The organism is Pontibacillus salipaludis, assembly GCF_014642405.1.
Classification (GTDB): Bacteria; Bacillota; Bacilli; order Bacillales; family BH030062; genus Pontibacillus; species Pontibacillus salipaludis.
The window spans coordinates 44,470-68,704 of sequence record NZ_BMIN01000006.1 but is presented as its reverse complement, the minus strand read 5'-3'; the positions used below and the strand labels follow the sequence as shown (position 1 = coordinate 68,704).

The following is a 24,235-nucleotide window of genomic DNA, read 5'->3' as shown; positions in this document are numbered from 1 at the left end:
AGTATACAGTTCGATTTGAATAGGAATCTATGAAGTCGGAGTCCCCTTTTATTTCGTGCTTCGAAGGGACAATGGACCTGTCCATGGTTGTGGCGGCTCATATGAAAAGATAGAATTGTAGATAGAAAGGGAGAGGATTACATGAATGAAGAACAAATTTTTCAACAAATAAATCTAGTAAGAAAAGGTACGTTAAAGGAATTAGATCGTGTTACAGAAGAGCAGGCGGATACGCAGCCAGAGGGGTTTAAAAACACGATTCGCTGGAATCTTGGCCACATCTATGTTGTGCAAAACGCTTTGATTGCTAAGTATGGAGGCAAATCACTCGAAACGCCATCCCGGTACCTGGAACTTTTCGCACCAGGAACAGCACCTTCAGATTGGCAAGGTGACGTCCCTTCTCTTGCTGAACTAAAGCAGCAGCTTGAAGAACAGCCGGCTAAATTGAAGGAAGTGCTCACTGGACAGCTTGACGATGAGGCAACCGGAGACTTCTTATCTCTACAAACGGTAGGGGAAATTCTTAACTTCTCGCTGTACCATGAAGGGGTGCATACCGGTACGATTAAATCATTAAAAGGCTGCATAACAGAATAACGGGGCATGGGGACAGGTACCTCGTCCCTTCGCGCCTCGAAATACTTGAAGGTGAAGGGACAACGAACCTGTCCCTCCGTCCCTAAAAAGGGCCCCTCTTCTATTAGAAGAGGGGCCCTTAATTCTTGAATTATTTTATTGTTTCTAGTGCTGCTTCCTTTAATCGATTTGCAAATTCTTCGGCTTTTAGAGCTTTTGTTCCGCCGCCTTGAACGAAACCGGGCTTGCCGCCGCCTTTGGCTTCAATGAGAGGCATAGCTTGTTGAGCGGCTTCTTTCATATTCCCTGGAATATCGGATCCTTGTGCGAGCACGAATTGAAGCTGTTCTTCCTGCTCACTGACAAGAACGACGATCCCGTTAGGAGCTTGTTCAACAATCTTTTTCCCAAGGTCCTGCAACATCTTAATCGTTCGGTTTTCAAAGACTCGTTTAATTATCGACACTTCGCCAGTTTCTTGAGGAGATGCTGCCAAATCACGCGCTTCGTAATCTAGAAGTTGAGCTGTTTGTTCAGCTAGTTGTTTATCTTTTGCCTTATTTTCCTTAATTAATGAAGATACTTCGTGCTCTAATTCTTCTTCTGGACGCTTCATCTGCGTTTTAATTCCGCTTAGGACGCTGTGTTTCTTTTCCAACTGCTCAAGGACACGATTCCCGCATACAAACTCGAGACGAACGTTTCTCTTCTGACGCGTCCAACCGAGCACTTTAACCATCTGCACTTCACCCGTTGAACGTGGGTGCGTCCCTCCGCAACCGTTGTAGTCAATATCGGGAATAATAACGAGTCTTACAGCTTCATCAACAGAAAGGGACTTACGAAGCGGATATTGATTCGCCTCATCTACCGTCATCCACCTCGTTTCAACAAACCGATTTTCTCGAATGACTTCGTTCACACGTTGTTCCACTTTATGTAGCGTCTCCTCCGAGAGAGATTCCACGTCAAGATCAATCGAGACGGTATCTTTCCCGAGATGAAAGCTTACGGTCGCCATATCGAACTCGTCTTGCATAATAGCAGACAGGATATGCTGGCCCGTATGTTGTTGCATATGGTCAAACCGCCTTGACCAATCGACTACTCCATTTACCGGACTAGCTTCTTCAATCGGGAGCGTGACATAGTGACGAATCTCTCCTTCTACTTCTTCTACGTCGATCACTCTAACGTTATTCAAGCTACCCTTATCATGGGGCTGGCCCCCACCAGTTGGATAAAAAGCCGTTTCCTCTAATACGACAAAGGGGCGACCACCTTCATCTTGATCTGCTTTAACGAGCTTTGTTGTAAATTCTGTTTGATAGACATCCTTATAAAATAGTTTCTCTGTCACGCTTACGACCTCCAACTTTTATTTAAACGTTTGCTTCTTGATTACATCGGAAAACGAAGCTCAACCTTCGTTCCTTGTCCCTTCTCAGAATCAAATTCAACCTTTCCATGATGAGCCTTTATGATTTCAAGCGAGATGGAGAGACCCATTCCAAGACCGTTTTCCTTAGAGGTATTAAAAAGTGTACCTATATTCGATATTTGATCCGGGGTCATCCCTTCTCCTTCGTCTTCAATGATCACCTCTACCTCATTACTGTCTGGATGGTGAACTAAACGAACCTGAACCACTCCGCCATCTTCCATAGATTCATAGGCATTCTTGAGGAAGTTGATGAACACTTGCTTCATCTTGGCCTCATCAATTTTCATGACAAGGTCTTTGTGATCGGATTCAAATTCGATCCTTACGTTTTGAAGCCGAGCACTGCTTTTCATGAGTTCAATCGTCTCCTCTATAAGGTTATGGAGATGGCAAGGCGATGGTTGAACCGATGCTGGTTTTCCAAGCAGAACAAATTGGTTAACAAGATTCTTCATTCGATCGAGTTCCGATGTGATGATCTCTAAATATTTATTCTGAGCATTGGTTTCTTTCAATAGCTGCGTTAGTCCGATAATGGATGTGAGAGGGTTCCTGATCTCATGGGCAAGTCCTGCACTAAATTTCCCAAGAGTTGATAGCTTCTCAGATTCTATGAGTTTCTCCTGAAGTTCGTAATAGTTCGTCATATCACGAAATTGAGCACATGTGCCAATTACTTCGTCCCCGTCGTATATAGGAAGGACATCTAGCTGACAAATTTTCTCCCTTTGCCCATCATCAAACGAAAGGGTGACTTCCTTATTCTCGAGCTTTTCCCCCGTTAACAAAACATGATCCACATATGGTTTGATGACGTATGTTTTGGTATCCCCGTTTTTGAGTCTATCTTCCATACTATATTCTACTAACTTTTCCAAAGCAGCATTGTAGTCGGTGATACACCCTTCTTGATCTGTCATAATCATACCAAGAGGCGTTGAGTTAATCATAATTTGATTTAAGATTTCAAGTTTATTGTTCTTCCCCTGAAGACGAAGCTCCCGTTCAATGGAATCGACCGCTGACGAAAGGAGTCCTAAATGAAACTGACTTGCGTATTCCACGGTTGTCATAATTGAAATCGTTCCTGAGATTCGATTGTCCTCTCCGTAGTGAAAAGGAGCTGAATAGCAGGCAATGTCGTGTAAAGCTTCATGGTAGTGGTCTTTTCCAACAAGTCCGATGGGCTCATCATGAAACAAGGAGAGCGCAATGGAATTTGTCCCGGCAACTCTTTCGCGGAATTGGACACCGTTATGGATACCGAATGCATCGATCATTTCCATCATACTCTGGTCTCCAAACTTATGAATCATGTACCCCTCGTCATCAGTTGTGGACACAATGATTGGAGTTCCATCCATATAATAGATCACTTTCTCCATAAAGTGCTGAATAACAGGAAGAGCATTTTCTAACCTTTGTTTGCGTCTTTCAACTTCTATATCTGTAAGTTCTATTTCCAAGGTTGGGACCTCTGTCGGTTCTAACCTATAATCTTCTCTGCATCTTCTTTTCGATTGATTAATATATGTATTAAAATCCATCCTCTCCCCCCTACCTGTCTAAACTGTTCTCTGTCATAACTGTATCATAGATAAGGGAATAACAATAAAATGGATCTTAAACCCGGGACCAAACAACAAATTCAGCGATAAATTAGGGAAAAGTATGGAATTAAGTATTTTTTTGTAATTATTTATTACCATTTATATCCTAACGTGTTATAATTCATTTAGAACTCATGTCGACATGTCAGACATCCTACCAACACAGATATTGGGGAGATTCAATATGGAATTCCAGTATTTTATAGAGGAACATACGTCAACCGAGGAACTAAAAATGAGAATAACAAATTTGCGTTCCACAATGATTGAAACAGGACTCACTCATGGTTTAAATCATGATAAGACAATTGAACTTAGCCAAAAATTAGATCGATATATTACAGAGATCCAAAAGCGCAGTTATAGCCCTATTATGTAAAAGCCCAAAGCATGGTTTGCTTTGGGCTTTTATAATTTGGGGCATGGGTCATGGGGACAGGTTCCTTGTCCCTTCGTTTCCCGAAATATCCACTTAGAAATCAGGCATTTTGCTCATGTTTTGAGCGGAATGGCTCTATTTGCTATGCACCAATTTATTTCGAAAAACTAAGGGTTGAGCTATTTGCCCCCGCATCCCTCTTATACCTCTCAACTAATTGGACAGCTATACGATAGTGCTCTGAAGGGACTTCAATGATGACATCACATTCATGATAGCCAAATTCGAAGAGATTTCGTTTATTATACGGGATGGAATAGTGGGGCTTTAATTGATTCGTTTCTAATAACCAGTACAGTTCTTGGGCCAAACCTACACCAGATTCTTTTGTTCGAAACACGACCGAAAGCTCATCTGGATCCTCAAACTTGTAGATATAAATCGCTATTCCTATACATAACACCAACAACACCGCACTTAATATCTCCATCACCCCTCTTCCTAACAGGATCAATGTAGTTAGGAATATGATTGACATTTCGAGCATAAGTTACACGCCGGAATCCTTTTTTCTTTGGTACAGGGGGACAGGTTCCTTGTCCCAAAACATCTCCTACTAGATGCAACCCTAGAAAGCGTCATACAATCATTAAATCAAAAACTATCTACACAGTTACTTCTGTAACATCTCACAGAGACCTTCCCTCTGTGAGATTTTTTATGAAAATAGTAAATGAAAGGAAAACACCAGTTCAACTTTAAGCTTCTTTAAAAGCAGTTCCTAATGATAGAAGGAGTTGCTGTGTTGGTATTCACACCTAACTATTTCGAGGGGCGAAGGGACGTGGTACCTGTGGACTGTACCCTATAAAATAGACACTTGAATAAGGGACTATGCTGCTAAGAGATGAGTTCGGTATTGTACCGGGCTCATCTTTCCTAACCCCCATTGATACCTTTTTTGATTGTAGTAACTTATAAATCGATCAATATTACTGGTCAGCTCTTTTAGATTTTTACACTCTCGATGGTTTACTTCATCTTTCAAGGTTCCGAAGAAAGCTTCCATGGGTGCGTTATCCCAACAATTTCCCTTACGTGACATAGATTGAATGATTCCTAGATTCCTGATGTTCTTCTGGAAGTCAGGGTTGGTGTAATGGAAACCCTGATCGGAATGAAGAATAGATTCAGGCATTATAGGATGAACTTGTCTGAGTCGGCTCATTGTTTGATAAACAATATCCATACCTAAAGTGGTTGATAGATTGTGCGCCAGGATTTCGTTCGTACTTCCATCTTTAACACATGATAAATAGGCGACTTGACCATTTCCGTACTGTAAATAGGTCATATCCGTTAAGAACACTTTCCCAGGCTTTCCTTGATCGAAATTACGATTTAACACATTCGGGCAGGTCTGATGTTCCTGAGTGGCTTTACCTAGGCGTTTATAAGGATTTGCCTTTCTGATTTTTGATTTCAACCCTTCTTTCCTCATTAACCGCACGATTTTCTTAAGGTTCAAAACTAAACCGTGTTCGTTCTCCAAAACCATTTTAATCTGGCGAATACCTGCCTTTTGATTCTTGGAATTGAAAATAGATGTAATATGTTCAAGATCGGCCCGGTCCTGTTCTTCTCGTTGTTTTCGCTTAGGTGCTGCCTTAAGCCATGCGTAAAAGCCACTTCTACTTACACAAGCTAACCCGCATAAGTAACGAACCATATACTTCAGATTCTCGTAGTTAATGGTTTGGTAGATGATTTGATATTTTTCAGAAGGTGTTAGTCTTGTTTCTTTCTCAACGCCTGCCTCTCTTGTTCTTCTAACTTTTTTAAGAATTCATTCTCGGTTTCTAGAAACTTTATTCTAGCCTCGGCCTTTTTGAGTTTTTCCTCGGCAGATTCATCGTTAGATGATCCACCTTGCCGAGCTGAATTTCTCTTATTAAGATATAAGCCTACTTCTCCGTGTTCGTCATAGATCTTTTTCCAATTATAAATTCGTTTCCTCGGAACATCTTTGCCGATGATATCTAGATCAAATAACCCCAGTTCCTTAAAGATCTGGAGGGGATTTTGCCCTCTAAGACTAGCTTCTACAGCTTTCACTTTAAACTCTGGAGTGTAAGTAACTCCATTTGATTTTACTTCTAGCACATTCGGATTTTGTTTCAATGCTTTCACTTGTTCTTGGGAAAATGTTCTTTTATTCATGTGTAGCCTCCGCTCATAATGTTCTTTTATTATAAACGGGTTTTCTTTCTCATGACACAGAAAACCCTGAATAACGTCCCAAGTTATTGGTGTCCATTATTCAGGGTATAGTCCACTGTCCCTCCATCCCACCAACAAACGAATAAGACTTTATGCCTATGAACTGATGAATTTATATACTGAAAAAGTATATTAAAATTTTAATGTCCCCATTGTTGTAATCCCATTTCCATGGTTAAATAGTAATAATTTAAAGTATTTACCAAGAAAAGTATTCCATTCACATCATGAGGGGGTTTTACACTTGCAGAAGTTAATAAAAAATTTGCTTGAAGGGGATCAGGTTTCTTCAGATGTTACAATTGGGGAAACATTAATATTAAAAAAAGGCACAATGATTACGGTTACTATTCAAGAAAAGTTAAAAAAATGGGGAATCCTAGAAGTTTCAGTTGATCCAAAAGACCCACCCGCAATCAACGAAAAGAATACAATTCACGCACATCTTCTAGATAGAAGTTTTTATGAATCATTATTTCAGGAAACATTATCTGAAGTGTACGAAGAGAAGCGTTATGGTATCGCTCTACATAAAAGAAAGGTAATTGACTGGCTGGAAGAATTGTTTGTAACCATTATGATGGAGTCCGCAGTAAGTGCTAAACTACTCAACTTAAAGGAAAAGGACCCCTACTCTTTTAATCATTCATTTGACGTTTTCATGCTCGGGGCATTATTCAGTAACTATTTAAAACTCGATTCTGTCATAGAGTTCGCCACCGCTTGCCTCTTTCATGATATTGGAAAGCTAGAAGTCCCTGAACATGTGCTTCTAAAAGAGCAGAAACTGACCTTTAAAGAATTTGAGATTATTCAAGAGCATACGATCAATGGGGAAAAGATGTTATACGAGAATGCCGCGCCATTATTAACGCAAAACATGGCTCGATCTCACCACGAAAGACTCGATGGATCCGGCTATCCAGACGGCCTATTAGAAGGAGATCTATCACGTGAAACCATGCTGCTAAGTATTATTGACGTGTATTCTGCCCTTTCACTAGATCGAGTCTATCGTTCAGCTAAGCCTTCCGTTGAAGCTTTAGAAATATTACTAGATTCAAACGATCTGTATAACTATCATCTGGTGTGTAGCTTTATGGACATGCTCAAGATTTATCCGCTTAATACTAGAGTATTAACATCTAATAATAACATTGCTCATATCATTTATATTTCTGATAACCAACCCTTAACTCCAATTATTAAACTTGAGGATAGTGAAGAAGTAACCCAGATTCCAAATGATTTTTCTATATCCATCTCTAGATTTATGGGGTGGGAAGAAGACTACGTATTGGAGAAGAAAAGGTCGAATTGGGATCTATACTTAAGTAGTCTATTGAACGCGGACAAACAATTAGCCGAACATAAATTAAATAAGATCATTGATAATATGAGAATAGAGAACATCTTTACCGAAGTATTCGCTGAATCTATGAGAGAAATTGGAGAAATGTATGAAGCTGGGGAAATCTCGGTTGCGGAAGAACATGTTGCCACCTATATGACAAAAGAATTAATGAAAACTTTCTCCAAAGAAGACAAAGATTTAGGAAAGAGACATGGAAAAGTCCTCTTAACTACGATAGGTGACGAAGAGCACAGCTTACCATTGGAACTCTTCTCTGAAACACTGAAATTAAATGAATGGGAGACGTACAACTTCCATCCTTCAATCCCACTTAATGAACTCATCTATTTCGTTAAGACAAACAAAATCTCTGTAATCGGCTTTTCTGTCATCATGAAGGAAAATATCCCACTGCTTGAATCTTCCATTCAGTTTATAAGAAAAGCGCTCCCTTCTGTAAAGATACTAGTAGGTGGCCCTCACATCAGTGAGATCTCACAAGATAACATTGATGGTTTCGCTAAGGATGCAGCCACAGGGGTAGACGTTTTAAACGCGATCCATGGGGACAGGTCCCCCGTCCCCTAATTCTCCAAAATGTCACAGAGACCTTCTCTCTGTGACATTTTTTATGAAGATGAGTGGAAAAAGGTCAATGACCAGCACAGCGTTCCGTTACTCATTCTCCTAACTAAAAGATATAAAATAAAAAAAACAGGAACCCCTTAAAGACAAAGAACTTCTTTGCTCGTAACCCCTATTTAGTTCGAGAGACGAAGGACCCCCATAGACCTAATTTATTTACTAATCTAGTTCATGCTACTCACACACAAATATTTATTCGAAAATTCTGATAGTTACAAAGGACGAAAACTCTTTTATTTTATAGACAATTCTGACATTTGTGATAACCTTTCTATTGTAAGCAACTAGAAAGGGGTGGAAAAAATGTCAAAAATTAAAATCAATGTAAAAGAATTAGAAAAGCTAGAAACTCCAGCTCAGGTACGTAGCGCTGGTTTCTAAAATTACTTAAGAACGACGACAAAACCTCTGGCCTCCAGAGGTTTTGTTTATGATTAAATCTTTGAATGGAGTGGCACATATGGCATATATTCGTACAAAACCTAATTTAATCCCCTTTATCTATGATGAGAATAACATACGTGTTGGTGGATATCAGCACGGTATTGCGCGTAATATTACGACGAACGAAACAGAACTTGTTTTTAACATATTGCAAGAGTTAAATGGTGATTATCCTCGTGAGGAGCAGCTCGCTCGAATTTCAAGTAAATATGAGCTCGATCATGAAGAAACCGAAGGACTTCTTCACGTATTAACACAGCACGGCGTACTTGAGGAGCAAGACCCTTATGCAGGTGATATGTTTACCGAGCGAGAAGCAGACTTATACTCAAGGAATGTAAACTTATTCTCTTGGATTGATAAGTCCCCTCGACTGAACCCCTGGGAACTTCAGTATAAATTAAAAACTTCAAGTGCTGTTGTACTTGGTTCAGGTGGTGTCGGCGTGAATATTGCGGCATCTCTGGCTGGCCTTGGGGTTGGAAAAATTCGCATTGTGGATTACGACAAAGTTGAAGAATCCAACTTAAATAGACAGATGTATTACTCGATGGATGATGTAGGCAAACTCAAGGTAGAAGCTCTACAGGAACAGTTGCTAAAGAAGAATCCTCACATTGATATTGAGGCTGTCCAGATGAAGTTAAACAATGAAGAAGATATTGAAAAGGTATGTAAAGGTGTAGACTTAATCATTCTGGCAGCTGATGAGCCAAGATATTCGATTGAGAAAATGGTAAACCGTGTTTCCTATCGTATTAAAACACCTTGGATCATGGGCGCCTATGCAAGTACAGCCGTTAATTGCATGGCATTTATTCCTGGAGAAACACCTTGTTTCAATTGTATTGATCTTCGTCAAAACAATGAAATCCAAGGTCACAGCCAAATCGAAGTTTCTGAATCAATTTTTGGATTCACACACGCTGTGACTGCCCCTGTTGCTGCATTAGCAGGCCACCTTGCCTCTTTAGAAGCAATGTATCACTTAATCGGGCTTAAACCGCGAACAACTGACTTTGTTTATCAAATTAACTTATACACTTTTGATACGGAACATATTAAGCGCGAACACTATGATGGATGTGACGTGTGCCAAACCTCTAAGGAGATGGAGGAGGAAATGTGGACAACGTAATCATAACGAAGAACAGTACTGTGGAGTTCTTCCCCCTTTTCATTAACAGGGAGAACGACCAGAACGGGAGTGTCATTGTAGGAAGAGAGGATACAGCAAAATTTGTTGAATTACCAGAAATCGGCCTTACCGTGATTCAACTGTTGCAAAAAGGGATTACTATTAAGCAATGTGAACAAGAACTTATCGAACGTTATGACACAGAAGTAGATGTGGATGAATTTGTGGAAGATTTACTGCCTCTGAATTTTATCCGTCAGATTGATCACCAGACGATTGAATCAGAGCCAGAAATCAAAGAAAACTTCTCATTTATTCGGTCGAGTAACTTTAAATGGTTAAGCTCTAAATGGCTAACCATACTAGCCCTACTGATCATCACATTAGGCTGGGGGAAGCAGTTCTTAATAGAAGGAACAATACCTAGCCATCAAGACTTTTTCTGGTCTGAGTACTTAGGAATAAACGTCATTCTTAACTTAGTGATCTTTTGGAGCATACTGCTATTACATGAATTTGCCCACCTAATCAGCGCTAGAAACTTAAATATAAAAGCCAACATTAATATTAGTACTCGTCTTTACCTTCTTGTCCTCCAGACTGATGTGACAGGTATTTGGGCAAGGAAGAAAAAGGAACGTGTCAAAGTCTACTTAGCTGGCATGAAATCTGATGCCACAATCGGCGGCACCGCATCCCTTTTGTTGTTAGTAGTCCAGAACTCATTCTTTCATTCTTTACTCGAATACGTGATTTTGACATCCTTTTTATTAATGATTTCCCAACTTCAAGTCTTCCTTCGTACAGACTTATATTTTGTTACGATGGAGTTTACCACTAAGAATTTATACGAGCGAAGTATTCAATGGGTAACTTACGTGTTCGCTCGAATCTTTAGTAAAACACAAGAAACATTCAACGAAATAAGAGTAGTGAAATACTACAGCCTCTTCCTAGTGCTAGGCGTCAGCATTTCACTCTCGATTGGGATATTTTACGGATTACCTATCTTCCTAGAACTAATCTATAGTTCAGTCAAAGAAATAGAAACTGGTTTTGCGAATAGCCAGTTCCTACAAATTCTTAGCGGAAGTATCATTATAGGAGTCGAAGTCTCAATTCTAGTGTTGTTTATTAAGCATGCAATCCCAAATATGAAATGGACCTGGTCCAAGATCCGATCCGCTATCTAACGGTGGCCGGAGGGGTGCTGGACCGGAGGGACAGGTACCTCGTCCCTTTGATTTCCGGAACATCCCCTTTCAGAGCCACTCTAGTCACAAGCGGAGTCTTTCTAAAACGTTTCAAACTCATGTCTCCCCCAAAAAGGTCAGAGAAGAAACCGAACTGTTACCTTTTAGTAGATTTACCATCCCAAAACGTCACAGAGGCCTTTTCTCTGTGACGTTTTCTATGCAAATGGGGAGAAAAAAGTCAATGAATAGCAGAGCGTTAGTCCTTTTTCATAGTTTAAAAGGTTACAAATAAAAAAACACAGAAGTCTTTTGTAGATAAAGACTTCTGTGATTCTAATTACTCTTTATTTCGAAAAGCGAAGGGACGAGGTACCTGTCCCCATGGCCCACTATAGATACATATGCACGCCAGGTCCAAACGGAATGCCTAGTAATGCAAAGGCTAGTAGTAGTACGATCCAGACGGATAAGAAGATAATGCTGTACGGTAGCATTAAGGAAATGAGTGTACCAAGTCCTGCTTTCTTATCGTATTCTCTCATAAACGCTAACACGATAATGATATACGGGTTCATCGGTGTAATGATATTGGTAGATGAATCCGCGATACGGTAAGCCGCTTGAATGAAAGCGGGATGATAGTCTAAGATATAGAACATTTTAATAAAGATCGGTGCTTCTAACGCCCACTGTGCTGAACCACTGAAGACTAGAAGGTTCATAAGGGCTGTTAAGAATACGAAGCCGATAATAACAGGGATACCTGTTAACCCTAATGATTCTAGGAATCCTGCTCCACTTACAGCAATCCATGTCCCAATGTTTGTCCAATCGAAGTACGCAATGAACTGAGCTGCAGCGAAAATTAAAACAATGAATCCTGACATATCTTTAATCGCATCTCCCATAAATGTGGAGATATCTTTCGTCTTCTCAATCTTATTAACGGTAATCCCGTATGTCACCGAAACTGCGATAAACATAAAGAGGATAATTGGAATAATACCATCTAAGAATGTGGATGGAATAATCCCGCCCGTTTCGTTACGTAATGGAGAGTTCGGCCAGAATAAAGCAACTAGTAACAAACCAATGTAAGTAACTAAAGCGATGGCTGCATTCTTTAACCCCTTCTTCTCTAAAGGAGTGGAAGCTTTCATTTCTTTCTTCAGATCCCCATCGTATTTACCAAGACGTGGCTCAACGATTTTCTCCGTTACTAGAGCACCTGTAATGGATAGAACAAAAACAGAAACGACCATAAAGTACCAGTTATCAACAGGTGTTACTACAACACTAGAATCAAGGCTCTGCATAACTTCAGTGGAAATTCCTGATAACAATGCGTCTGTACCCGCAATTACAATATTCGCTGTAAAACCAGAACCTACACCAGCAAAACCGGCTGCAAGTCCAGCAAGCGGGTGTCTGCCAACTGTGTAAAAGACCATAGCCGCAAGAGGTGGAACAATGACAAACGCTGCATCAGAGGCTAAATTCCCCAATATTCCGACAAATATAACTGCATAAGTCGTTAGGCTGGCTGGTGCCTTGAGGATGGTGCTCTTAATAGCCGTCTCAATAAGACCTACCTTCTCAGCTAAACCAATTCCTAACATCATCGCCAAAACAAGACCTAAAGGTTTGAAGCCTGTAAAGTTCTCAAGCATCGAAGTTAACATGTACTGAATACCTTCAGCAGACAACAAGCTCTTGATCGCTACTTCTTCACCAGAACCTGGCTGAACCACGGAAACCCCAAATGAAGAAACGACCCAAGAAAGTAAAATCATAAAGAGAGCGAGATACACAAATAACATAAATGGATCCGGAAGCTTATTCCCTGCTTTTTCAATACCATTCAAAAACTTAGATAAGAACTTTGACTCCTTTTCCTCCGCTTGTGATACATTTGTTTCTGGTAATGCCATAAACCCACCCTTTCTCACTTTTAATGGTTATATTCCTTTATTCTTCCGTAAATAGGAAGAGAAAGAAGGGGGAAAGTTCCCCCGTACTTATTCATTCAGGACAAGGGAAAAGACTTTTCTAGGTCTCCCCCGTTCGCCAGATTGCGCTTCACCACTTTGTTCAACTAGTCCGACTTTCTCCATCTCATTAAGAATTCTCCGACCATTTCGTTCTGTGCTTTGTAGCCAACGAGAAAGGTCTTGCGATGTAAAGGTCGATCGTTGGTAGTGATGCACATAAGAAATAATTTTTGAAACAACACCAGGACTAAGGTGTGCATCTTTTAATTTCTCGGCCCACTCTTCGCCAGCACCTACCGTTTGATAAGAAATTTTCTTATCCTGTTGTTTGAGTGTGATTTCTTGATATTCATCTACAATTAAAAGCGTCGGCTCATCAAAAGATTTATAATTTCTAAAGCCTAGACGCACATTTTGCTCCGCCTGTGACACGGTTTCCCCGATTCCAATCGCGATGTTCACCTGACTAGAGGTTTGCATTTCAACGTTTTGAATAAGAGTAAATAGTTCCTCTTCTACTTCCACTCCCATTTGTCCACGAGTGGTGAAAATAAAGAACAAACCGTCGCCAAGCTGCATAAGTGAACCGCTTGTTTTCTCAGCGATACTAAGCAAGAACCGTCGTAAATCTAGTTCCTGGTGTTTCATCCGAAACGAATAATGAAGTTCTTCAAGCTTATTCAATTCGAAATCAATCCGACACCCAATCGTTGCTACCTGTGCATTACGCAAGCGCTTCGACTGAGCCCGCTCTTCTAAAAATTGAAGAATGAGTTTTATAGATAAATAGGAAGGCGTTACTCTGAACACCGGAACCCCTAACTCTTTTAGCTGCCTGTAGACGGTCTTAATGGACGTGATCGCAACTTCTGTTTTGCCTTCTTGATATCGTTTGGCGTGGAATTCTACAAGCTCATCGGAGTATTGATACCCCTCAAATGGATGGTTGTAATACGTCAGCGATTGAAGGTCATAATACGATAGAATCTTATCAATTTCTTCATCCGTAATCGTATCGATGCTCACTCTCTCAAAGACTTTCTTACTCGTAAGCTGCGCTTCTAGTAAGATTCCGAAAAAGCTAGAACCATGTAGAGGTGGATAACTCCCCTCTTCTGGCGTAATTAAGTTTTTCTCATAAGCATACGTGTAATTGAGTATTCCGGAGAAAAACCATTGATCCACTTCATATCGATGAGCCGATAAAATATCTTCCACATCAGATAGTTGTTCGTACGTATAGGAAACGACTTCGATTCCTTCAAATTCATCTGTTACATATAAGATTTGCTCAAGAGAGTCCGATGGCGCGATGACTCCGATCTTGGTTTTCATATTCATCACCTGTCTCTACCTTTAAGTATTCTGCTATAATATGGCTTCCTTTTTCTAAATCGGCCATAGTGGCATATTCTGCAGGATGATGACTAATCCCTTCTTTACACGGAATGAACAAGAGTGCTGAAGGCCATCTTAATGCCATGTTCATGACATCGTGTCCTGCCCCGCTGTCCATGCTCATTGCCTTATAGTCCAGGGACTGACAAATCGAATGAAGTTGGTGTTGCATCGATTCGTCTAACGTAACAGAATCGTTATCGACAGCAACTTCTACACGGAATTTCACGTTGCGTTGAGCTTCAATGTGTTTACAATACTCCCCGATATCTTCTGCGAGATTTCGCTTTGCCGCGTCGTCTACACTTCTAATATCAATGCCGACCTGGACTTCTCCTGGAATGACGTTCATTGCATTTGGCTCTACATTTAATGTACTAACCGTTGCAACGAGTTGTTTCTGGAGAGTGTCGTTTCGTTTCAAAGCCTCTTCTTCTACAAAAGTAATGAGAGGAGCTACTGCCGCAAGAGCATCTTGGCGTTTGTGCATCGGGGTTGTACCCGTATGGTTCGCCATGCCTTGAGCGGTGATCTTTAACCTGATCGGACAAGCCACACCTTCGACAATCCCAATATCCGCTTCATGATCTTCCACCTGTGTTCCTTGTTCAATGTGGAGTTCTAAGAAGCTCTCTAGATAGGAGGATGGCTTCTCGGCTCCATCAATCGTATCCCAGTTCAATCCAAACGACTCGCAAACTTCTTTGACTGTATGCCCATCTTGATCGGGTACATCAGCTAAGTCAGCCTTATCAAGTAGCCCGGATACCGCTTTACTTCCTATTGTAGATACACCAAATCGAGCGGATTCTTCAGAGGCAAAGCAGATGACCGCAATGTTTTTCTTCGGTGCGATGCCCTGATCTTTCAATTGCTTCACGGCCGCTAACCCTGTTAGCACGCCAGCGACCCCATCGTATCCTCCGCCGCCATGGACGGTATCAAGGTGTGAGCCTACTGCAATCGTCGGGGCATCGTCTCCTACTTCCCACGTTGCCCATTGATTCCCGGCTTCATCTTGCTCTACGGTAAGCCCAAGTTCTGTAGCAACATTTCGGAAAGCTTCGTGAGCCTTCGCTTCCTCAGGACTATAACTAAGCCTTGAAAATCCATTCGGTTGGTTCATATCACTTGTCGTGTTCAATTTTTTTAATGTATCACTTAACCAAGCCTGCACATGTGTGACCCCCTTTTACAATGTTGATGTATGTCTCTAAAGCTACAGGTAAAACCTCTTCGTCAAAGTCAAAAGACGGATGATGATGACCGAAGGCTAAAGGTGTTCCAAATAACATATACGTAGCAATGCCACCTTGCTGTTGCACCTCATTCACCATAAAGCTCGCGTCTTCAGAACCGGATACCGCTGTAACAGGGAGGATCTCTTGTATGGTCGAACTCCCTATACACCTCGCTTGAACGGCATCGACCGCTTCTTGACTACATTCAAAGGAGGACGTTTCCCCAACTTCCTCGATCTCCGTTGAGACATCGTACAGATCTCCAACAGCTTGAATCATACGAGTCGCTTCAGTGTGGACAAAATCTTGAATCTTCGCGTTTTCTCCTCTTGTCTCAAGTTCTAGATACCCACGATCCGCAATCACATTTCTGCCTGCTCCAGCTTGTAGTTTTCCAACGTTGATTCTAGAAGCCCCTGCGCTGTGTCTAGGAATGGTATAAAGCTGAGTAGAGGCAGTCGCTGCAGCTAAGAGCGCATTTTTACCCTCTTCAGGATTCATCCCGGCATGAGCTGAACGACCTTTATACGTTACGTTTAACTTCGATGAGGCAAGGAATCCCTCGACAGAAGCAGCAATCGTTCCTACTGGCATGGAGTGAATGCCGATATGGCCGGTATAAAACTCATCCACATGTTGTAGCCATCCGTTGTCCGTCATCGCCTTGGCCCCTCTTCCTCCCTCTTCTGCTGGTTGGAAAAGAAGGGTGAATGTACCTGAGAGCGATTCGTTATTGTTATGGATATAATGAGCCAGCGCGATCCCGATGGCCGTATGTCCATCATGCCCACAAGCATGCATAGCACCATCTACCCTGGAGTGAAAACCTTCTTGAAAAGGAAGGTGCGTAGAGTCATGGGTTTCATGAATCGGAAGGGCATCGATATCAAAACGAAAAGCACTATGTTTACCAGGCTTTCCTGTATCCCATGTAGCGACGACTCCTGTGTGTCCGCCTTTCATGAGTTCCATCCACGACTGTTCAACGCCCCACTCTATAGCCTCAGCTTCGTGCTTCTCTAACTCTTGTTTGGAAGGCACGCCTTTACGAGATTCAGAACGTAGTGCGTCTTGTCCAATGTGGAGAGTAAAGCCAAGTGATTCTAGCTCTTTTCCGATTGTAAAAGTCGTTCGGTATTCCAGGAAGCCAAGTTCAGGATGCTGATGAAAGGTGCGTCGCCAATTTTTTAGAATGGTCGTTAATGATTCCTCATTCACTTGTTTCACCTTCTTGCAGATGAACGAGTGTATCACTAGCTACTTGTGCTAGCATGGCGCTTCCTGAAGAGAGAGCCTTTTCGTTTAACATGAAGCCTGGGTTATGAAGCCCCATTTGATCTTCTTTTGAGTCAATTTGCGTTCCTAACCAGATGAAAGCGCCAGGGTAACGATTTAAGAATCTGGAGAAGTCCTCCCCTGCTAATACAGGATCGACGGTTGGCGTTGAATCTGGACCTAGAATTTTTTGTGTGGATTTACGAGCGACTTCGGCCCATTTCGGTGTATTAATCGTAGCTGGATAGCCATCTAAATACGTAATGTCCACTTCACCTTCGAAGGCTTCCGTGACGTGTTCTACAATAGAGTGAAAACGTTGCTTCACTTTTTCTTTCACGGAAGGTTGATAGGTACGTACTGTCCCTTCTAACGTGACTTTATCTGCAATCACATTATGGGCGTATCCACCGTGGATACTTCCGACTGTCACGACTGCCGATTCAATTGGGTTAACGTTTCGACTCACGATGGTTTGAAGACTTGTGATGATTTGGTTGGCAATAATAATCGCATCATTTCCATCCTGAGGCATGCTCGCATGTCCGCCTTTACCTTTTACCGTAACTGTAAAACGATCAGAAGCCCCCATCATTTCTTGATCACGAATTCCAACTTGACCTACAGGTAGACTCGGCCAAACATGTTGTCCGTAAATCACATCTGGCTCATAGTCATCAAAGACACCGTCATCCATCATCTGAGCCGCTCCCCCTGTTGGTGAATTCTCCTCAGCCGGCTGAAACACAAGTAGGACAGTACCAGCAAGCTCACTCTTACGTTGATTCAGTGCATAACCTGCCCCGAGCAACATGGACGTATGGGCATCGTGACCGCATGCGTGCATAACTCCTTCATTTGTTGACCGAAAATCATGGTTCGTTTGTTCCGTAATAGGAAGCGCATCGATATCGGCTCGTAAAGCAACCGTTTTCCCAGTCCGCTCACCTTCAATAATGCCCAATACACCCGTATCCGCGTAGCCCGCTTTAAACGGAATTCCGTATTCCTTAAGCTGCTCCTGAATAAAACGAGATGTATTCCATTCCTGTGTGCTTAATTCAGGATTTTGGTGTAAATATCGTCGAAACTCTATTATGTCGTTTTCGATCGGTTTTATGATTTCTTGAAACGTAGCAACCATTCCGACACTCCTTAATTAAGGACATATTCCTTAAATGTTCCTTAAATGATGTTATATAACACTATAAGGGAAACTTCACGATCTGTCCATGTTAATATTTGAGAATTCTGAAATTTTTACATTTATTTGGGATTCTGGGCCGTGGGTCGGGTGGGTCGGGGGGACAGGTACATTGTCCCTTCGAATCACGAAGTATCTAATTGTAGCTTGCTCTCGGGGGCTATAGACTCTTTCTCTGACGTTTTATTAACTTATAGTCTTTAAAAGGTCATAGAAGAAGCCGATCTGTGACCTTCCCTTCGATAAATACCCTAGAAATGTCAGAGAACCCGTAGATCAGTGACGTTTTTTCATATGAACACCCTCAAAACGTCACTGACCCTTTCTTTCTAAGACGCTTTGTATGGTATCGAGTAGAAAAAGGTCATTGATCAAATTAGGGCAATGCTACATTAATCGTTTATAACAAAATATCAACACAAAAGTCGTTTCCAAGAAGGACTTCTGTGTTGATATTTACGAGAGACGAAGGGAGAAGTACCTATCCCCTATCCCCATGGCCCTTAGTAATGTAATATGAAAGAAATGGTAACCCTTATCTCTCTTTTTTACGAATCGGAGGTCTAATATCTGATGAAAAAGCGTTACATATATCTAAATCTACTTATAGGATTGCTATATCAGCCAGCGATTTTATTTGCAATGTCTATGAGCATAAGCCAAGCAAACAGTACTGATGAAATTATCTCTAATTTATACTGGGTCATCCCTATGCATATTGTATTAGGCTCATTCCCCGCTATCATCCTCTTCATGATCCACATGACAACTGGCAAAGGATTTAAGCAAGCATTCCGATTACTTTTGCTCGGAGTAATGCTGGTTGTAGTTTTACAAATAACCCTTTACATAGCCATGTTTCTCCTATTCACCTATGGGCCTATCATTTAGGTGGGTCAGGGGGACAGGTACATTGTCCCTCCTCCCCCCTTAGAACCGTTATCTCTTATTCATAGTTTTCAACATTGCAATAAAAAACACAGAAGACCCTTATTTAAAAAGAGCTTCTGCGTCAGATTTCCTTCTGCTATTTCGCGAGGCGAAGGGACGAGGTACCTGTCCCCCTGGCCCTACTCAATCGTTTCAATCTTATAAATAAAGTAATAATGTTTATACAGAGCAAGCACGACCATAAAAATCCTAGCAATCATAATATCTACCATAATGAATGAGGCGATAATAAAACTATCTGCAATAATGTTAATTCGAATCTTTTCTCTCTTCGTTAACCCTTTCTTTTGAAGAAATGCTAAGACATATTTTTGATAGACCTTGGTGCTTTTAAACCAGTTTTCAATACGCTTAGAACTTTTCGAAAAACAAAAAGCCGCAAATAAATAAAAAGGGCCTCCCGGTAGTACAGGAAGAATGGTACCTGCAATGCCCACACCAAGTGAAAGGATCCCTAATATAGCAAAGACGAGATTTTTTATGTGTTTAATAGTCATCACCTTTTATTTCATCAACGAATTGTTTTAACTCATTATTTGTATTCTATAACCCACATAAATTGTACGACAAATGAGATGAATTGTAATGATATAAGATTACAATTAAGTGAACTTCGATTGATTTTGGTGATACTTCTTCCGAATTCAGATGTGCTCTGACTAGATTCAGCCATGCTACCGCTTAATCTCGTCGTGCCTCCGCCGGATCTAGCCATGCTCTCAATGAATTCAGCCGTCTTCAAGTAGAATCTGGCCGTCCGCTCTACGAATTCAGCCGTCACTCAACTGAATCTGGTCGTCCGCTCTACGAATTCAGCCGTCACTCAACCGAATCTGGCCATCCGATCCACGAATTCAGCCGTCACTCAACAGAATCTGGCCGTCCGCTCTACGAATTCAGCCATCACTCAACCGAATCCGGCCGTCCGATCCCACAATTCAGCCGTCACTCAACAGAATCTAGCCGTCCGATCCCACAATTCAGCCGTCACTCAACAGAATCTGGCCGTCCGATCCACGAATTCAGCCATCCTCTCCCCCAAAAAAAGAAAGCCTCCTCATTAAGAGAAGGCTTTCCCAGTCATCCGAATCCGGCCGTCCGCTCTACGAATTCAGCCATCCTCTCCCCCCAAAAAAGAAAGCCTCCTCATCAAGAGAAGGCTTTCTCAGTAATCCTATTAAAATTTACGCTGCTTCAGAAGATTCACCTTTTGAGCCTCTTGTTTTCCAACTTACGAAGAAGGCAAGAACAAGAAGTACAAATGCGCTAGCAATGAAGAGGAAGTTCGATTCGAATAGGCGAATTAGATTTCCTAAAATGATTCCTACAAATCCGAAGTCAGCATCTCCGAACGTCGTTCCTTCAAATCCGAGAGAGCCGAGTACTGGTAGTAAAAGAGCTGGAAGGAAACTGATGATCGCACCGTTTGCGAATGATCCGACCACTGCTCCGCGTCGACCGCCGGTAGCGTTACCGAATACTCCGGCTGCTGCACCTGTGAAGAAGTGCGGCACTAGACCTGGTACGATGACTTTCAGGCCAAATAGCGGCAGGAAGAACATGCTTAATAGTCCTGCTACGAAACTCGTTAAGAAACCGATGATAACAGCGTTACTCGCGAACGGGAAGACCGCTGGTGCGTCAAGGGCTGGCTTCGCGTTTGGAACAACCTTGTCCGCAATACCTTTAAAGGCTGGAACAATCTCAGCAAGTAACATACGCACACCTTGTAAAATGATATAAACACCAGCTGCGAATGTAAGACCTTGCATGAAGGAGAAGACTAGGAAGTTCTGTCCTCCACTTAGTTCTGTTTCGATAAACGCAGGTCCTGCGAATGCTGCAACAACGAAGAACAAGATGACCATCGTTAAGGAAACAGATACAGATGTGTCACGAAGGAAACCAAGGGATTTTGGAACCTTAATCTCTTCTGTTGATTTAGAATTTTTACCAATGCGCTTTCCGATGAAAGCGGAAACAAAATATCCTGTAGATCCGAAGTGGCCAACAGCAAAATCGTCTGAACCCGTGATCTCTCTAGTGTAAGGTTGCAAGATCGCTGGGAATAGCACCATCAATGAACCAAGAATAATAGATCCGATAATGACAAGAGTCGCTCCAGATAGTCCGCCTGTCGTAAGGATAACGGCAATCAGGCAGGACATAAACATTGTATGGTGACCTGTTAGGAAAATGTACTTAAATGGCGTGAAACGAGCGATTACAATGTTCGCTACCATTCCAAATAACATGATCATCGCTGTCTCTGTACCGAAACTTTCTTGGGCCATAGCGACAATCGCTTCATTATTTGGAATGACTCCATTTACACTGAATGCATGATCAAACATGGCACTAAATTGCGTTAATGATTTAATGAGGAATTCTGCACCAGCCCCAAGAATCACAAAACCCATTATTGTCTTAAGCGTACCTGATAACGTGTCAGCGAAATTCTTACGCTGAGCTACTAGACCAATGAGGGCGAACAGCCCAACCAGGATGGCGGGCGTTCCCAGAATATCTTTCATAATTAAATCGATCATAGTGTATTCCCTCCTCTTGTTTACCTGTCTCTAGATGTTTTGTTCTAACGCTTCTCTTAGTTCGTTCTTGTCCATTAGATTCTTCAGTTGAACAACATTTCTGCTTCCATCGTCTAAGCCGCCAACAATATCTTCAGATCCAAGGTATAGGTCTGCTGGCTCTGATTTTGCAGAAGAAAGGTCCGTGTGAGATACTTCTGCTTCTTTGTTAAGATCTTTCAAAATGCTTTTCACGTTCATCTCCACAATCATGCTGCTTCCTAGTCCATTACCACATACTACTAATACTTTTTTCATTTGAAATCCCTCCAAGTTTTTTTATACGTGCGAATAATTGTTTACTAAGCTTAATACATCGTCTGTATTCTTAGCGTTTAATAACTGTTCCATATTCTCTGGCTCTGACAGCATTGTCGTGAGCTGAGATAAAGCTGTTAAATGCGTTTCGTTGTCAATCGCGGCTAACACAATGATTAGGTTCGCCTTGTGTTTTTCCTGGTCTGAAAAAGGTACCGGTTCATCGACTTTTAATAAGCTCATCCCTAATTGTTCTACTCCCGCTTCTGGGCGAGCGTGTGGGATTGCGATTTTTGGTGCAATCACGATGTAAGGTCCTAATTCATTTACGTTGTTAATCATGGCATCGATGTAACCTTGGCCAATCTTTCCACTCTCTAAAAGAGGCTGGGATGCTTGCGTAATCGCATCTTCCCAAGTGGATACGGATGATTCAAATTGAATCGTATCTGAGGTAAGCAATTCATTTAACATAGGTTTGTAATGCTCCTTTATCGAAAAGGTCTGATGGGCCTGATAAGAGAGAAGCTGTTGCTTTAATGCATCTTCATCGTGCACGGTGGCATGCTTCTTGATTACCGCCATCAGCTCATCTGCCTGATCCATTTCTCCAGGTGCTTCCTGAAGCCGATGATTCAATTGCTTCAAAACGTATTCCTTGTCTGCGTCTTGAAGAAGAGCCGGAACATGAATGACAGGTGTTTCTTTTTCTTTTAAGAAATTTGTTGCAAAGATGACATCCGCTCGTAATGCTGTGTCCTGATATTCCCGGAAGGAAAGTGTCGCAACAACATCAATCCCGGTCATCATTGCTTCTAACTGAGCTTTCAACATGTTTGATGTTCCAATGCCGTTCTCGCAAACAATGATTGCTTTGTACTTCTTCTCAATCGTTTGGTCTTCCTTTGAAAGCCAACCGCCAAAGTGCATTGCGATATAAGCAATTTCTTCATCTGGTATTGCCTTTTCCATATAACGCTCCAAGTGAATGATCGAGCGCTTGGTCAGTTTGAAGATCTCTTGATAATGTTCCTGGATGTGCTCAGACAGCTCATTGTTAGAAGGAACATCGTACTTCAAACGGTAAAAAACCGGCTTCAAATGTAAGAGTAAATTCGCTTCTAATTGATCGCGATGTTCGAACAATACGCAGGAATACACCTGAAAGTCATCAACCATGCTACGAATCACTCGTTTTAAACCAGGCGCCTCTGGATCCTCGTAAGGAGATGAAGGCGGTTCCTGATGCACTTTCGAGCTTAAGAGATTCATAGACAAAAAGCCTATTTCATCCTCTGAAAGTTTTGCATATCCTTCAGCGTGAAGTTGTTCACTAATCCGCTTCGCAGCAGAAAACGCTTTCGTTTTTGCTAATGCTTGTCGTTCATCTTCATCTAACTCGATCTTCTGACCATGTGTAAGCCTTTCCAAAGAAATGATAATTTGCATGGATAAAATCGTAATCATTTCATCGGTGAACACAAGTCCTAGCTCTTTTTCTGTCTCGTATAAGACTTTCTTTAAGAAAGGAGTCAGCTTCGTCTGATCAGGTGACATGGATAACAAAATCTCATACGCTTCACTTCTAATTCCTTGCCATTTCTCATCGGTTTTCACCGAAACTAAAATGTGTGAAAGAAGCTGGCGCTTGTGCAATTCCTGTCCTTCGAGGTAGTAACCCTTCGTCTTCGAGTACCGAAGATCCAGCCTATGTTCCAAGAAGTACTCTTTTATCTGATCAAGGTCTTTACTAATGCTGCCACGGCTCATTTGCGTATGATCGATTAGATCTTTCATACGAATGACCGAGGTGTTGGTTAACAAGTATAAGAGGAGTAATACCTTCCTCTCTTCCCTGGATAACCGGTAATCCCAGCGATCAGAAAGCTTGATCTTCTGAGGAATCTGAGTTTCTGTCTTAGCGGTGAGGAAAAATCCCTTGCCTCTCTCCCGCTGAATGCCCTCAAGATCCTGATCTTCGAGCCAATCGTTAATTTGTTGAATATCATAGTATATGGTACGAGCCGAAACGCCCATTTTCTTCTGCAACCATTTCGTTGAGATGGGTGTATCTGACTGGTACAACTGCGTTAATACATAAGTTCGTCGTTTATCTAAAACCATGTCCTGCTCTTCACCTCCGGATGATGAAGTTTGCAAAATGTTTATTCAAAGTCATCATGATGTTGAATACAAACTTAGTATAACCCCTATACACTAAACGTGAAAGGGGTTTCACTGTATAACAACTGTCACATTG

19 protein-coding genes are annotated in these 24,235 nt (G+C 41.7%); 5 read left to right on the top strand and 14 right to left on the bottom strand.

What is annotated here, in order from left to right; genetic code table 11:
• The first annotated feature begins 141 nt into the window (after positions 1-141).
• Complete coding sequence (locus IEW76_RS08535; RefSeq protein WP_188652827.1) at positions 142-600, top strand: DinB family protein; 459 nt, start codon at positions 142-144, stop codon at positions 598-600.
• Positions 601-730: 130 nt separating this feature from the next.
• Here IEW76_RS08535 and IEW76_RS08530 read toward each other — a convergent pair whose 3' ends face one another.
• Positions 731-1,939: an alanyl-tRNA editing protein gene (locus tag IEW76_RS08530; RefSeq protein WP_188652825.1), complete on the bottom strand. Its 1,209-nt coding sequence runs from the start codon at positions 1,937-1,939 to the stop codon at positions 731-733.
• Between the two features lie 41 nt (positions 1,940-1,980).
• Complete coding sequence (locus tag IEW76_RS08525) at positions 1,981-3,570, bottom strand: ATP-binding protein (protein ID WP_188652823.1); 1,590 nt, start codon at positions 3,568-3,570, stop codon at positions 1,981-1,983.
• A gap of 247 nt (positions 3,571-3,817) precedes the next feature.
• On the opposite strand from IEW76_RS08525, the gene IEW76_RS08520 reads away from it, so the two are divergent.
• Complete coding sequence (locus IEW76_RS08520; RefSeq protein WP_229721172.1) at positions 3,818-4,012, top strand: aspartyl-phosphate phosphatase Spo0E family protein; 195 nt, start codon at positions 3,818-3,820, stop codon at positions 4,010-4,012.
• 154 nt (positions 4,013-4,166) lie between these two features.
• Here the strand turns inward: IEW76_RS08520 and IEW76_RS08515 are convergent, their stop codons facing one another.
• From IEW76_RS08515 to IEW76_RS08505, 3 genes are all read right to left on the bottom strand, one after another.
• A complete protein-coding gene (locus IEW76_RS08515) occupies positions 4,167-4,502 on the bottom strand; it encodes a hypothetical protein (RefSeq protein WP_188652821.1) in 336 nt (111 codons plus the stop codon).
• 402 nt (positions 4,503-4,904) lie between these two features.
• Positions 4,905-5,858, bottom strand: coding sequence for an IS3 family transposase (locus IEW76_RS08510; protein ID WP_188653029.1), 954 nt, complete (start codon positions 5,856-5,858; stop codon positions 4,905-4,907).
• Positions 5,801-6,232 (bottom strand): HTH domain-containing protein, encoded by a 432-nt coding sequence (locus tag IEW76_RS08505; protein ID WP_188652819.1) that lies wholly within the window; start codon positions 6,230-6,232, stop codon positions 5,801-5,803. Before IEW76_RS08505 ends, IEW76_RS08510 begins: the two co-directional genes overlap by 58 nt.
• 304 nt (positions 6,233-6,536) lie before the next feature.
• Between IEW76_RS08505 and IEW76_RS08500 the strand changes: the two genes are divergently transcribed.
• The 3 genes from IEW76_RS08500 to IEW76_RS08490 all read left to right on the top strand — a co-directional run bounded on the left by IEW76_RS08500 (position 6,537) and on the right by IEW76_RS08490 (position 11,066).
• The gene (locus IEW76_RS08500) at positions 6,537-8,234 is read left to right on the top strand and encodes an HD domain-containing phosphohydrolase (RefSeq protein WP_188652817.1); all 1,698 of its coding nucleotides are present in this window, start codon (positions 6,537-6,539) and stop codon (positions 8,232-8,234) included.
• 517 nt (positions 8,235-8,751) lie between these two features.
• The gene (locus tag IEW76_RS08495; RefSeq protein ID WP_188652815.1) at positions 8,752-9,873 is read left to right on the top strand and encodes a HesA/MoeB/ThiF family protein; all 1,122 of its coding nucleotides are present in this window, start codon (positions 8,752-8,754) and stop codon (positions 9,871-9,873) included.
• Positions 9,861-11,066 (top strand): hypothetical protein, encoded by a 1,206-nt coding sequence (locus IEW76_RS08490; protein ID WP_188652814.1) that lies wholly within the window; start codon positions 9,861-9,863, stop codon positions 11,064-11,066. Before IEW76_RS08495 ends, IEW76_RS08490 begins: the two co-directional genes overlap by 13 nt.
• 392 nt (positions 11,067-11,458) lie before the next feature.
• On the opposite strand, the gene IEW76_RS08485 is transcribed toward IEW76_RS08490, so the two are convergent.
• The 9 genes from IEW76_RS08485 to IEW76_RS08445 all read right to left on the bottom strand — a co-directional run bounded on the left by IEW76_RS08485 (position 11,459) and on the right by IEW76_RS08445 (position 24,099).
• Positions 11,459-13,000: an AbgT family transporter gene (locus tag IEW76_RS08485; RefSeq protein ID WP_188652813.1), complete on the bottom strand. Its 1,542-nt coding sequence runs from the start codon at positions 12,998-13,000 to the stop codon at positions 11,459-11,461.
• An 87-nt stretch (positions 13,001-13,087) separates the two neighbouring features.
• Entirely contained in the window at positions 13,088-14,395 is a 1,308-nt protein-coding gene (locus IEW76_RS08480) for a hypothetical protein (RefSeq protein ID WP_188652812.1), read from the bottom strand.
• Entirely contained in the window at positions 14,352-15,635 is a 1,284-nt protein-coding gene (locus tag IEW76_RS08475) for a M20 family metallo-hydrolase (protein WP_188652811.1), read from the bottom strand. Before IEW76_RS08475 ends, IEW76_RS08480 begins: the two co-directional genes overlap by 44 nt.
• On the bottom strand, positions 15,616-16,917 hold the full coding sequence (locus IEW76_RS08470) for an amidohydrolase (RefSeq protein WP_188652809.1): 1,302 nt from the start codon (positions 16,915-16,917) through the stop codon (positions 15,616-15,618). Before IEW76_RS08470 ends, IEW76_RS08475 begins: the two co-directional genes overlap by 20 nt.
• Positions 16,910-18,118: a M20 metallopeptidase family protein gene (locus IEW76_RS08465; protein ID WP_188652807.1), complete on the bottom strand. Its 1,209-nt coding sequence runs from the start codon at positions 18,116-18,118 to the stop codon at positions 16,910-16,912. Before IEW76_RS08465 ends, IEW76_RS08470 begins: the two co-directional genes overlap by 8 nt.
• Positions 18,119-19,248: 1,130 nt before the next feature.
• The gene (locus tag IEW76_RS08460; RefSeq protein WP_229721171.1) at positions 19,249-19,626 is read right to left on the bottom strand and encodes a YbaN family protein; all 378 of its coding nucleotides are present in this window, start codon (positions 19,624-19,626) and stop codon (positions 19,249-19,251) included.
• 687 nt (positions 19,627-20,313) lie between these two features.
• Positions 20,314-21,678: a PTS ascorbate transporter subunit IIC gene (gene ulaA, locus IEW76_RS08455; RefSeq protein WP_188652805.1), complete on the bottom strand. Its 1,365-nt coding sequence runs from the start codon at positions 21,676-21,678 to the stop codon at positions 20,314-20,316.
• A 30-nt stretch (positions 21,679-21,708) separates the two neighbouring features.
• A complete protein-coding gene (locus tag IEW76_RS08450; protein WP_188652803.1) occupies positions 21,709-21,975 on the bottom strand; it encodes a PTS sugar transporter subunit IIB in 267 nt (88 codons plus the stop codon).
• 21 nt (positions 21,976-21,996) lie between these two features.
• Positions 21,997-24,099 carry a BglG family transcription antiterminator gene (locus IEW76_RS08445; RefSeq protein WP_188652801.1) on the bottom strand — a complete coding sequence of 701 codons (2,103 nt, stop codon included), beginning with the start codon at positions 24,097-24,099 and terminating at the stop codon, positions 21,997-21,999.
• Positions 24,100-24,235 lie beyond the last annotated feature (136 nt).

Bases quoted from the DNA above. Each gene is read 5' to 3' on its own strand.
- IEW76_RS08535 (WP_188652827.1), top strand. From the start codon at position 142: ATGAATGAAGAACAAATTTTTCAACAAATAAATCTAGTAAGAAAAGGT.
- IEW76_RS08525 (WP_188652823.1), bottom strand. From the start codon at position 3,570: ATGGATTTTAATACATATATTAATCAATCGAAAAGAAGATGCAGAGAA.
- IEW76_RS08520 (WP_229721172.1), top strand. From the start codon at position 3,818: ATGGAATTCCAGTATTTTATAGAGGAACATACGTCAACCGAGGAACTA.
- IEW76_RS08515 (WP_188652821.1), bottom strand. From the start codon at position 4,502: ATGGAGATATTAAGTGCGGTGTTGTTGGTGTTATGTATAGGAATAGCG.
- IEW76_RS08505 (WP_188652819.1), bottom strand. From the start codon at position 6,232: ATGAATAAAAGAACATTTTCCCAAGAACAAGTGAAAGCATTGAAACAA.
- IEW76_RS08495 (WP_188652815.1), top strand. From the start codon at position 8,752: ATGGCATATATTCGTACAAAACCTAATTTAATCCCCTTTATCTATGAT.
- IEW76_RS08485 (WP_188652813.1), bottom strand. From the start codon at position 13,000: ATGGCATTACCAGAAACAAATGTATCACAAGCGGAGGAAAAGGAGTCA.
- IEW76_RS08480 (WP_188652812.1), bottom strand. From the start codon at position 14,395: ATGAAAACCAAGATCGGAGTCATCGCGCCATCGGACTCTCTTGAGCAA.
- IEW76_RS08465 (WP_188652807.1), bottom strand. From the start codon at position 18,118: ATGGTTGCTACGTTTCAAGAAATCATAAAACCGATCGAAAACGACATA.
- IEW76_RS08460 (WP_229721171.1), bottom strand. From the start codon at position 19,626: ATGACTATTAAACACATAAAAAATCTCGTCTTTGCTATATTAGGGATC.
- ulaA (WP_188652805.1), bottom strand. From the start codon at position 21,678: ATGATCGATTTAATTATGAAAGATATTCTGGGAACGCCCGCCATCCTG.
- IEW76_RS08450 (WP_188652803.1), bottom strand. From the start codon at position 21,975: ATGAAAAAAGTATTAGTAGTATGTGGTAATGGACTAGGAAGCAGCATG.
- IEW76_RS08445 (WP_188652801.1), bottom strand. From the start codon at position 24,099: ATGGTTTTAGATAAACGACGAACTTATGTATTAACGCAGTTGTACCAG.